We start from the raw sequence: 11,332 nt of genomic DNA, 5'->3' as shown, positions 1-11,332 counted from the left end.
TCCGGACACGCAGAAGGCGGGGTGCCACGGAGGCACCCCGCCTTCTCGGATCGATCAGCCGCCGAGGATCGCCTCGACGGGACCGCGTGCGAAGTACACCAGGAACCCGGCTGCGACGATCCACAGCAGCGGGCTGATCTGCCGGGCCTTGCCCGAGAGCGAGCGCACGATCACCCAGCCGACGAAGCCCGCGCCGATGCCGTTGGCGATCGAGTAGGTGAGCGGCATGACGGTGACGGCGAGGAAGACCGGCAGCAGTACCGAGAACTCCGAGAAGTCGATGTACTTGATCTGCGACATCATCAGCGCGCCGACGATGACCAGCGCAGCCGAGGCGACCTCGGTCGGCACGATCGACACGAGCGGCGTGAAGAACATCGCGATGAGGAACAGCGCACCCGTCACGACGTTCGCGAAGCCCGTGCGGGCGCCCTCGCCGATGCCTGCGCCGGACTCGATGAAGACGGTGCTCGACGAGCTCGACGTGAGACCACCCGCGACGGCGCCGACGCCCTCGACGATGAGCGCCGACTTGATGCGCGGGAAGTCGCCCTTGTGGTCGGCGAGGTTGGCCTCTTTCGACAGGCCCGTCATCGTGCCCATGGCGTCGAAGAAGTTCGTGAAGACGAGGGTGAACACGAGCATGAGCGCGGCGAGCGCGCCGATCCGCTCGAACGAGCCGATGAACGAATCGGGGGTCACCTGACCGAGGAGCGACAGGTCGGGCCAGCTCACGACGGATGCCGGCAGCTCGGGGACGGACAGGCTCCAGCCGCCCGGGTTGAAATCGTCGCCGGCGAACATCGGACCGATCTTCCAGATCGCCTCGACGATGACGGCGACGACGGTGCCCGTCACGAGGCCGATCAGGATGCCGCCCTTGACCTTGCGGGCGACGAGGATGCCGGTGAGCAACAGCGTCGCGACGAAGATGAGCGTCGGCACGGTCGTGACAGACCCGTCCACGCCCAGGCCCACGGGCGGCGATGATGCACCGGTCGAGGTGACGAACCCGGCGTTGACGAAGCCGATGAAGGCGATGAACAGGCCGATGCCGACCGTGATCGCGAGCTTCAGCTGGATCGGGACGGCGTCGAAGATCATGCGGCGCAGGCCGGTCGCCGCCAGCAGCACGATGATGAGGCCGTTGATGACGACGAGGGCCATCGCTTCGGGCCACGTGACCTGACCGACGACGGACACAGCGAGGAACGAGTTGATGCCGAGGCCGGCCGCGAAGGCGAAGGGCAGTCTCGTGACGAGGCCGAACAGGATCGTCATGACACCGGCCGTCAGCGCCGTGGTCGCCGCGACCTGCGTGAACCCGAGCTCGTTCCCCACGACGTCCGGAGCGCCGGACAGGATGATCGGGTTGAGGATCACGATGTAGGCCATCGCGACGAAGGTCACGACACCTCCGCGGACCTCTGCTCCGAGCGTGGAACGACGCTTGGTGATCTCGAAGAAGCGGTCGAAGCCGTTCTTCGGTGCCGGATCTGTGATCTCGGGCGCGGACGAGGGGGCTGATGTCATGTCGGGGACCTCCTCGGACAAGATAGCGGCACCCAGACGGCAACCGCATATCCGGATGCCACGGCGGGCGCGCCGACCGAACTCACAGGGGCGCCGTGGGTAGGGTCGACAGCGCATGCATCGCCTCATCGTCGCCATCCTTGCCGCGGTCGACGCTCTCATCGCGGTCGCCGTCGGGCTCGCCGTCGTCCTCGCATCGCTGACGCTCCTCTGGGCTGTCGGGGTCGGGACGGGGGCTGATTGGGGTGCGCTCTGGCCCGCGAGCGCGACGATCTGGCAGCTCGGTCATCTCGTGCCCGTCGAGGTGGTGCTCGCCCCCGACTACCTCGCTGAGACAGGCATCGATCCCGCGGCCGCCGCCTTCACGATCTCGCTCGCACCGCTGGCTTTCGCCGCCTTCACCGCCGTCTTCGCCGCCCGCTCGGGGCGGCGGGCATCGCAGTCGGGAGCGTGGGTCACGGGGCTCCTGACGGGCGCCGTCGTGTTCACCGGGGCGACCGTGCTCATCGCACGCACGAGCCACGGCGCGCTCGCCGAGGTTCAGCTGTGGCAGGCCGTGCTCTTCCCCGCGCTCGTGTACGTCGTGCCCGCCTTCGTCGGCGCTCTCGCGACGGAGTGGAGTGAAGCCGGTGACGGCGTCATCGCGAGGGTGCGCGACCGTGTCGAAGCGCTCCCCGACGGGTGGGGCGAGGTGCCCGGCGTGATCGCACGCGGGACGGCGGTCGTCGGCACGGGACTGCTCGGACTCGGCGCGCTCGCGACAGCCGCCGCCGTCGCCCTGGGCGGAGGCGAGATCATCGCGCTCTTCGAAGCGTCGCACGTCGACGCCTTCGGGGCGAGCGTCATGATGCTCGCGCAGCTCGCCTACCTGCCGACGCTCATCGTGTGGGCGATGTCCTTCCTCGCCGGGCCCGGATTCGCCATCGGAACGGACACGGTCATCGGACCGGCCGGCACCCAGACCGGCATCCTGCCGGGCATCCCCGTGCTCGGCGCGATACCCGAATCCACGACGACGTGGCTGCTGCTGCTCGCGCTGCTGCCCGTCGCGCTCGGCGCGTTCGCGGGCTGGATCGCCCGCTCCCGGCTCGCCGAAACCCGCGGTCCCCGGCTCGATGACGGGCACGACCCGTTCGGGGCACGGCTCGCCGCCGCGGCGGGCATCGCCGTCGGTGCCGCCGGCGTCGCCGCTCTGCTCGCGCTCCTCGCATCGGGGTCGATGGGGCCCGGAGCCCTCGCGCACTCCGGCCCCGAGCCCGGCCCGCTCGCGCTCGCGGTTGGGCTCGAGACGGCGCTGGGGGCGGGCATCCTCCTGCTGGCGCCGCGGGGCCGCGGCCCGGGGCGCGACGTGCGGGAGCCTTCGGTCATCGAGTCGTCGACCGTCGCTCGTTCGGCGAACGCCGCGATCTGGGCGGACTCCGCGACCTGGTTCGAAGACGAACCCGTGACGGTCGCCCCCGCGACGGACGACCCTGCGACGAGCCCGGAGACCGGGGCGGACTCCGGGGTCGGGGGCGCAGACGAGTCCGTGACCGAACCGCTGGACCGGCTCCCCCCACGCCCGCCGCTAGACTGACGGCGTGCTCACGGTCGCCGTTCTCATCTCGGGCACGGGGTCGAACCTGCGCGCCCTGCTCGACGCCGCCGCCGATCCCGGGTTCCCCGCGACGATCGTCGCCGTCGGTGCCGATCGAGAAGCGCCCGGGTTCGCGCACGCCGAGGAATACGGGATCCCGACGTTCCTCGTGCCGTGGCAGAGCTACGACTCGCGCGAGGAGTGGGGCGCCGCGCTCGGCGAGCAGCTCGCCGTGTGGAACCCCGACCTGGTCGTGTTGAGCGGCCTCATGCGGCTGCTCCCGGCCTCACTCGTCGAGCAGTGGGAGCCGCGCATCCTGAACACCCACCCCGCATACCTGCCCGAGTTCCCCGGCGCGCACGGCGTGCGTGACGCCCTCGCCGCCGGAGTCACGCAGACCGGCGCGAGCGTCATCGTCGTCGACAGCGGCATCGACACCGGCCCGGTCCTCGCGCAGGAGCGCATCCCGGTGCACGTCGGCGACGACGAGCATTCTTTGCACGAACGCATCAAGCCCGTCGAACGGCGGCTGCTCATCGACGTCGTGCGTCGCATCGCCACGGGCGACCTCGACCTCGCCGCCCTGCGGCGCACCGCCGAATCCACCCCCTGACGACCTACCGAGGAGTCCCCATGGCCGGCCCGAGCCACGATCCCGCCCTCTATCGCGAACGCGATGTCGTGCCGATCCGTCGCGCGCTGATCTCTGTCAGCGACAAGACAGGTCTTCTCGAACTCGCCGAAGCACTCGCGGCGGCCGGCGTCGAGATGGTGTCGACGGGCGGCTCCGCGTCACTCATCCGCGACGCCGGCTACGACGTGACCGATGTGTCGGCCGTCACAGGGTTCCCCGAGTCGCTGGACGGGCGCGTGAAGACCCTGCACCCCAGCGTCCACGCAGGGCTCCTTGCCGACATGCGGCTCGAGGACCACGAGCGCCAGCTCGACGAACTCGACATCGCCCCCTTCGAGCTCGTCGTGGTCAACCTGTACCCGTTCGTCGAGACCGTCGCCTCGGGGGCCTCTGCCGTCGACGTCGTCGAGCAGATCGACATCGGCGGCCCCGCCATGGTGCGGGCATCCGCCAAGAACTTCGCCAACGTCGCGATCGTCGTCTCACCCGAGTCCTACCCGGCCGTCATCGAGGCCCTCGGCGCATCGGGGACGAACCTGGCACAGCGCCGCGACCTCGCTGCGCGCGCCTTCGCCCACACCGCGGCATACGACCGCGCCGTCGCGCAGTGGTTCGCCGAGCAGACGCTCGCCGACGAGCAGACGCTGCCGCAGCACCTCACGATCAAGGCCGAGCGCCTCGCGACGCTGCGGTACGGCGAGAACTCGCACCAGCGCGCCGCGATCTACACGCGCGTCGGCGGCCACGGCATCGCGCAGGCGACGCAGCTGCAGGGCAAAGAGATGTCCTACAACAACTACGTCGACGCGGATGCCGCGCTCCGCGCCGCGTTCGACATGCTCAAGCCCGCCGTGGCGATCATCAAGCACGCCAACCCGTGCGGCATCGCGACCACGGCGCCGCAGGCGCTCGACCCCATCGCCAGCGCTCACCTGCGTGCGCACGAGTGCGATCCCGTATCGGCGTTCGGCGGTGTCATCGCGGCGAACCGCACGATCACGCTCAAGATGGCCGAGAACGTGCGTGACATCTTCACCGAGGTCATCGTCGCGCCCGCCTTCGAGCCCGAGGCGCTCGAGGTCTTCCGGCTCAAGAAGAACCTGCGCGTGCTGCAGCTGCCCGCCGACTGGCAGCAGGAGCGCATGGACGTGCGGCTCGTCTCGGGCGGACTGCTGCTGCAGGATGCAGACCGGTTCCCCGACGACATCGACTCGGTCGCCAAGGACTGGGAACTCGTCTCGGGTGAACGGCCCGCCGACGAGGACATGACGAACCTCATCTTCGCGTGGAAGGCGTGCCGCGCCGTCAAATCCAACGGCATCGTGCTCGCGAAGAACTCCGCGACCGTCGGCATCGGAATGGGTCAGGTCAACCGCGTCGACTCGTGCCGCCTCGCGGTCGAGCGCGCGGGGGACCGCGCCGCCGGCTCGGTCGCGGCATCCGACGCCTTCTTCCCCTTCGCCGACGGGCCGCAGGTGCTCATCGACGCGGGCGTCAGCACGATCGTCCAGCCGGGCGGATCGGTGCGCGACGAAGAGGTCATCGAAGCGGCGCGGGCAGCCGGTGTCACGATGTTCTTCACGGGAGAGCGTCACTTCTTCCACTGACCGGTGACGGACCCTCGTGTCCGTTTTCCGCGAGCCGGTGGGCCCTGAGCGTGTCAGGCTGGGGATGTGAGCATCCCGGTCATGACCTTCGACGAGCGCTACCGCGCGATCGATTCGCGCGACGCGCGATTCGACGGGCAGTTCGTCACGGCCGTGCGATCGACCGGGATCTACTGTCGGCCGAGCTGTCCCGCGCGCACGCCCAAGCCCGAGAACGTCACGTTCTACGCGACCTCGGCCGCGGCGCACGAGGCCGGGTACCGTGCGTGCAAGCGGTGTCTGCCCGAGGCGGCGCCCGGGTCGCCGCAATGGGACCTGCGCAGCGATACGGCCGGCCGTGCGATGCGGCTCATCGCCGATGGAGTGGTCGAACGTGAAGGTGTGCCCGGCCTGGCACGCCGCCTGGGCTACTCGCCGCGCCATCTGACCCGGCTGCTCACGGCCGAGCTCGGTGCCGGACCGCTCGCCCTCAGCCGTGCGCACCGCGCGCAGACGGCCCGGATGCTGCTGGTCGGCACCGACCTCGCCGCCGCCGACGTCGCCTTCTCTGCCGGGTTCGCCAGCGTGCGGCAGTTCAACGAGACGATCCGCGAAGTGTTCGGGGTGACGCCGCTCGAACTGCGCGCTCGACGCACCGTGCGGCAGGCGCGAACCCCGAGGGACGGTGCCGCGACGGGAATCGATCTCGTGCTGCCGCATCGCGAGCCATTCGATGCGGACGGACTGTTCGCGTGGATGTCCGCCCGCGCCGTCGACGGCGTCGAAGCGGCGACCGCGACGTCGTTCGGCCGCGCCGTGCGGCTCGCCGGTGGGCCCGCGTGGTTCGAGCTCAGCCTCGACGGGTCGGGCCGCATCCGGCTGCGCGCGCAGCTGACCGAGCTGTCCGACCTCCCGTCGCTCGTGGCCCGCGCGCGCCGACTGTTCGATCTCGACGCCGACCCCGTCGCCGTCGACGCGGACCTCGCGCGGCGCCCTGAGCTCGCGCCACGGGTGGCGGCGCTTCCGGGCCTCCGTGTTCCCGGGGCCGCCGACCCGCACGAAATGCTCATCCGCGCCATGATCGGGCAGCAGATCACGGTCGTCGCTGCGCGCACGGTGCTGTCGCGCCTGACCGCCGAGCTCGGCGACCCGGTCGACGGGGTCGGATCGGCGACGCGTCTCTTCCCCACGATGGCGGCGATCGCCGAGCGCGGCCACGAGGTGCTGCGCGGACCCGCCGCACGCATCCGCGCCGTCACGGGAGCCGCCGCCGGCTTGGCCGACGGCTCGCTCGTGCTCACAGCGGGTGACGACGCCGCCGATCAGCGCGCCGCGCTGCTGGCCATGCCCGGGATCGGGCCGTGGACGGCCGACTACGTGCGCATGCGGGTCATCGGCGACCCCGACGTGTTCCTGCCCGACGACGTCGCCGTGCGCGCGGGCGCCGCGGCGGTCGGCCTGCCCTCGGCCTCCGCGCTCACGGCGTGGGTCGCCCGCGCCGCCCCCTGGCGCAGCTATCTGACGGCCCACCTGTGGAGAGCCGTGCCCCCGCGACCGGTGCGATCTGAAAGACCCTCGCGGCGCGACGAACCCCCGGCGACTGCCGAGACGGCGCCCCGCACACCTGATCCCGCACACCTCACACAAGGACGCCCCGCATGACGACGATCGAGACCCTCGACACCCCCGACGGGCCCTTCACCCTCATCGCCGACGACGAGGGCCGGGTCCTGACGTCGGGGTGGACGGCGGAGCCCGAGCACATTCTCGACCGCCTGCGGCCGGCAGACCGTCCCTCGTCGTTGCGCTCCGGTGCGACGGCGGCGGGCGAGGCCGTCACGGCCTACTACGGAGGCGACCTCACCGCGATCGATGCCGTCGCGGTGCGTCAGCACGGCACCGCGCTGCAGCACGCCGGGTGGAAGGCGCTGCGCGGCATCGAGCCCGGGCATCCGCTCACCTACGCGGAGTTCGCTGCCGTGCTCGGGTCGGCACGTGCCGTGCGGGCTGCGGCCTCGATCTGCGCCCGCAACGCCCCGGCCCTGTTCGTGCCCTGCCACCGGGTGCTGCGCACGGGCGGGGCTCTGGGCGGCTTCGCGTGGGGCATCGACGTCAAGCGCGCACTGCTCGACCGCGAGGCCCGCTTGCAGTCGGCGAGCACCGGGTTCTAAGCTGGTGGGCTGCCGCAATCGCGGCACGGCTCCAGGGAACATGACCATCATCGCTGAACCGAAACGGTCCGACCTGTCCACAGTGAAGGCCCTTGCGCGGCTCGTGCCGTTCGCGAAGCCCGTGCTTCCGCGCCTCCTGCTGGGCGCTGTCAGCGCGCTCATCGCGAGCCTGCTCGCCCTCGCCATCCCGCTCGTGCTCGAGGCCGTCGTCGAAGGTCCCCTCTCGACGGGCGACATCACCCAGATCATCTGGGGTGCCGCGGCGATCCTCGCGCTCGGCCTGTTCGAGGCCCTCATGGTCTGGGCGCGGCGCTGGTTCGTGCTGGCCCCCGCGACGCAGGTCGAGTACGACCTCCGCACGGGATTCTACGAACGCCTGCAGCGGCTGCCTGTCGCCTTCCATGACCGCTGGCAGTCCGGTCAGCTACTGAGCCGCATGATGCAGGACATCAGCATGCTGAGGCGCTGGCTCGCCTTCGGCGTGATCCTGCTTCTGGTGAACGTCATCACGATCGTCGTGGGCATCGCGCTGCTGTTCCGCTGGCACTGGGTCCTCGGAGTCATCTTCCTCGTGTGCTCGGCGCCGCTGTGGTACGCCGGGTACCGGTTCGAGAAGACCTACGGCACGCTCGCGCGCCAGAGCCAGGATCAGGCCGGCGACCTCGCGACCTCGGTCGAAGAGAGCGTGCACGGCATCCGCGTTCTCAAGGCCTTCGGACGCGGAAAGCACGCGCTCGTGAAGTTCACGCGGCAGGCCGAGAGCCTGCGCGAGACCGAGATGAGTAAAGCTCGCGCCGTCGGCTGGATCTGGTTCTGGCTCGTGCTGCTGCCGGACATCGCCTTCGCGCTGTGCCTCGGCGCCGGGATCTACCTGACCCAGCTGGGTGAACTGCAGGTCGCCGAGTTGTTCGCCTTCTTCGCGATGGCGACGGTGCTGCGCTGGCCCATGGAGTCCATCGGGTTCCTCTTCTCATTCCTCATCGACGCACGCACCGCCACCGATCGCATCTTCGAGGTCTTCGACGAGCCGAACCCGATCGTCGACCCGCCGACGCCCGTCACGATCGCCGAGCCCCGCGGCGCGCTCGCCTTCGAGGGCGTGCATTTCCGATATCAGGATGCCGGCGCTCAAGAGCGCGACCTGCTCGACGGCATCGACCTCGTGCTGCGGCCCGGTGAGACGATGGCGCTCGTCGGTCTCACGGGCTCGGGCAAGACGACGCTGACGACGCTGCCCGCGCGGCTCTATGACGTGACCGCCGGTCGCGTGACGCTCGACGGCGTCGATGTCCGCGACATCCGCCTCGCCGAGCTGCGCCGCCACATCGGCATGGCCTTCGAGGACTCGACGCTGTTCTCGCAGTCGGTCCGCGACAACGTGCTGCTCGGTCGCGACGACCTCGTGCCGGGTTCTGCCGAGGCCGAGCGCGTGCTGCGCGAAGCTTTGGGCGTGGCGCAGGCAGGCTTCGTCGACGACCTTCCGAACGGCGTCGACACGATCATCGGCGAAGAGGGACTGTCTCTCTCGGGCGGGCAGCGACAGCGTCTCGCGCTCGCGCGAGCCGTCGCCGCGCGACCCGCCGTGCTCGTGCTCGACGACCCGCTCTCTGCGCTCGATGTCGACACCGAGGCGCTCGTCGAAGACGCCCTGCGCGAGATCATGCACGAGACCACGACCCTCGTCGTCGCGCATCGTCCCTCCACCGTCATGCTCGCTGACCGCGTCGCGCTGCTCGAAGCGGGCCGCATCACCGCCGTGGGCACCCACTCCGAACTGCTGCGCACGAGCGAGCATTACCGCCACGTCATCTCGAGCCTCGCAGACGAGCAGGCGCAGCTACGTGAACTCAGGTTCGAACCGTACGGCTCGGGCCAGGAACCCGAGGTGGCCGAGTGAGCACCGTCGTCGGCACGAGCGGCGAAGACCGCTCTGACTACACGCGCGAAGAGAGCCGTGCCGTGCGCCACCGCTCGCTGCAGCTGCTCGGCTCGCTCGTGCGGCCCGTGCGCGGTCAGCTCGTGCTCGCAGCCGTCGTTCTCGTCATCTCGACCGCCCTGCGCGTCGCCGGTCCCGCGCTCATCGCCATCGGGATCGACACGGCTCTGCCCGCCGTCGTCGAGCGGATGGACTGGATGCCGACGGTCCTCGTCGTGCTCGCGTACCTCGCCACCGCGATCGGCGGGGCGGCGCTCATCGGCTGGTACGTCGTCGTGACGGCGCGGCTGACGCAGGCGATCATGCTCGATCTACGCAAGCGGATCTTCCTGCACACGCAGAAGCTCAGCCTCGAGTTCCATGAGTCGTACACGTCGGGCAGGATCATCTCGCGGCAGACCAGCGACCTCGACACGATCCGCGAGCTGCTCGACGGGGGACTCAACGAACTCGTCTCGGGCATCCTCTACGGCGTCTTCACCCTCGTCATGCTGCTCGTGTGGGATTGGCAGTCCGGACTCATCCTCGTCGTCATGGGCATCCCGCTGTACCTCCTGATGCGCTGGTTCTACACGCGCTCGCAGCGGGTCTATCGCGAATCGCGCGTCATCAGTGCGACGGTCATCGTCAAGTTCGTCGAGACGATGACGGGTATCCGCGCCGTCAAGGCGTTCCGTGAAGAGAAGCGCAACGACGAAGAGTTCGGTGAGCTGGCCAGCGGCTACCGCGAGATCAACATGCGCTCGATCCGCCTCTTCGGCACGTTCGAGCCGGGCCTCATGGCCGTCGCCTCCGTCACGCTCGCCGTCGTCGTCGCGTGGGGCGGACTGCGGATCGTCGATGACACGCTTCTGGTCGGCACCCTGCTGGCGGCCGTGCTGTACGTCCGCAACTTCTTCGCGCCTCTGCAGGAGGTCGCGTTCTTCCTGAACTCCTACCAGTCCGCCACCGCGGCACTCGAGAAGGTCTCGGGCGTGCTCGAAGAAGAGCCGACGGTGCCCGATCCGGTGCATCCCGTCGACCTGTGGAAGGCGCGCGGCCATGTGCGCTTCGAGGACGTGTCGTTCGGGTACTCCGATGAGCGGGTCATCCTGCCCGACTTCTCGCTCGACATCCCCGGCGGGCAGACGGTCGCCCTCGTCGGAACGACCGGTGCGGGCAAATCGACACTCGCCAAGCTCGTCTCGCGGTTCTACGACCCGACGCGCGGACGCGTGACTCTCGACGGCGTCGACCTGCGCTTGCTGCACCCGAAGGACCTGCGCCGCGCGATCGTCATGGTCACGCAGGAGGCGTACCTGTTCAGCGGCACCGTGGCCGACAACATCGCGCTCGGCAAGCCGGATGCGACCCTCGACGAGATCCGGGCGGCAGCGCGTGCGGTCGGCGCGGACGCCTTCATCGAGAAGTTGCCCGACGGCTACGCGACCGATGTGAACAAGCGCGGCGGGCGGGTGTCGGCGGGGCAGCGCCAGCTCATCTCCTTCGCGCGCGCGTTCCTCGCCGACCCCGCCGTGCTGATCCTCGACGAGGCGACCGCGTCACTGGACATCCCCTCGGAGCGGATGATCCAGAACGCCCTGCAAACCCTGCTCTCGGACCGCACGGCGATCATCATCGCGCACCGCCTGTCCACCGTGGCGATCGCCGACCGCGTGCTCGTCATGGAGCATGGCCGCATCATCGAAGACGGCACACCCGCCGAGCTGATCGGGGGCACAGGCAAGTTCGCTCAGCTGCACGCGGCCTGGCGGGACTCGCTGGTCTGACGATCGGATGCGCGGCCGCTTCCGCCGGTGGGGGAACGGCGGATCCGACAAACGTCGTGCACGTTCGGCCGATCACCAGACGCCCGCACCGTGATTCGGCTGGACATCGTCCCTAGGCTCTCACGCG

8 protein-coding genes are annotated in these 11,332 nt (G+C 70.0%); 7 read left to right on the top strand and 1 reads right to left on the bottom strand.

Going from position 1 to position 11,332, the window contains the following annotated elements:
* Nucleotides 1–54 precede the first annotated feature (54 nt).
* Nucleotides 55–1,533: an NCS2 family permease gene (locus tag AC25Y0_RS07200; protein ID WP_488121927.1), complete on the bottom strand. Its 1,479-nt coding sequence runs from the start codon at nt 1,531–1,533 to the stop codon at nt 55–57.
* Nucleotides 1,534–1,648: 115 nt separating this feature from the next.
* On the opposite strand from AC25Y0_RS07200, the gene AC25Y0_RS07195 reads away from it, so the two are divergent.
* The 7 genes from AC25Y0_RS07195 (at nt 1,649) to AC25Y0_RS07165 (ending at nt 11,205) form a co-directional block, all read left to right on the top strand.
* On the top strand, nt 1,649–3,109 hold the full coding sequence (locus AC25Y0_RS07195) for a cell division protein PerM (RefSeq protein ID WP_488134440.1): 1,461 nt from the start codon (nt 1,649–1,651) through the stop codon (nt 3,107–3,109).
* Nucleotides 3,110–3,113: 4 nt separating this feature from the next.
* A complete protein-coding gene (gene purN / locus AC25Y0_RS07190) occupies nt 3,114–3,722 on the top strand; it encodes a phosphoribosylglycinamide formyltransferase (RefSeq protein ID WP_488134439.1) in 609 nt (202 codons plus the stop codon).
* A 20-nt stretch (nt 3,723–3,742) separates the two neighbouring features.
* Nucleotides 3,743–5,350: a bifunctional phosphoribosylaminoimidazolecarboxamide formyltransferase/IMP cyclohydrolase gene (gene purH / locus AC25Y0_RS07185; RefSeq protein ID WP_488121930.1), complete on the top strand. Its 1,608-nt coding sequence runs from the start codon at nt 3,743–3,745 to the stop codon at nt 5,348–5,350.
* Between the two features lie 81 nt (nt 5,351–5,431).
* A complete protein-coding gene (locus AC25Y0_RS07180; RefSeq protein ID WP_488134448.1) occupies nt 5,432–6,991 on the top strand; it encodes a DNA-3-methyladenine glycosylase 2 family protein in 1,560 nt (519 codons plus the stop codon).
* Nucleotides 6,988–7,500, top strand: a complete 513-nt coding sequence (locus tag AC25Y0_RS07175; protein ID WP_488121931.1) for a methylated-DNA--[protein]-cysteine S-methyltransferase — start codon at nt 6,988–6,990, stop codon at nt 7,498–7,500. The genes AC25Y0_RS07180 and AC25Y0_RS07175 overlap by 4 nt, the downstream gene beginning before the upstream one ends.
* A 40-nt stretch (nt 7,501–7,540) precedes the next feature.
* The gene (locus tag AC25Y0_RS07170) at nt 7,541–9,397 is read left to right on the top strand and encodes an ABC transporter ATP-binding protein (RefSeq protein WP_488134438.1); all 1,857 of its coding nucleotides are present in this window, start codon (nt 7,541–7,543) and stop codon (nt 9,395–9,397) included.
* Complete coding sequence (locus AC25Y0_RS07165; protein ID WP_488134437.1) at nt 9,394–11,205, top strand: ABC transporter ATP-binding protein; 1,812 nt, start codon at nt 9,394–9,396, stop codon at nt 11,203–11,205. The genes AC25Y0_RS07170 and AC25Y0_RS07165 overlap by 4 nt, the downstream gene beginning before the upstream one ends.
* The last annotated feature ends 127 nt before the right edge of the window (nt 11,206–11,332 follow it).

This window comes from Microbacterium sp. Y547, from assembly GCF_057669785.1.
This window is presented reverse-complemented; position numbering and strand designations above follow the sequence as displayed.

Coding starts and splice junctions, on each gene's coding strand:
- AC25Y0_RS07180 (WP_488134448.1), top strand. CDS start 5,432: ATGACCTTCGACGAGCGCTACCGCGCGATCGATTCGCGCGACGCGCGA.
- AC25Y0_RS07175 (WP_488121931.1), top strand. CDS start 6,988: ATGACGACGATCGAGACCCTCGACACCCCCGACGGGCCCTTCACCCTC.
- AC25Y0_RS07170 (WP_488134438.1), top strand. CDS start 7,541: ATGACCATCATCGCTGAACCGAAACGGTCCGACCTGTCCACAGTGAAG.
- AC25Y0_RS07195 (WP_488134440.1), top strand. CDS start 1,649: ATGCATCGCCTCATCGTCGCCATCCTTGCCGCGGTCGACGCTCTCATC.
- AC25Y0_RS07200 (WP_488121927.1), bottom strand. CDS start 1,533: ATGACATCAGCCCCCTCGTCCGCGCCCGAGATCACAGATCCGGCACCG.
- purH (WP_488121930.1), top strand. CDS start 3,743: ATGGCCGGCCCGAGCCACGATCCCGCCCTCTATCGCGAACGCGATGTC.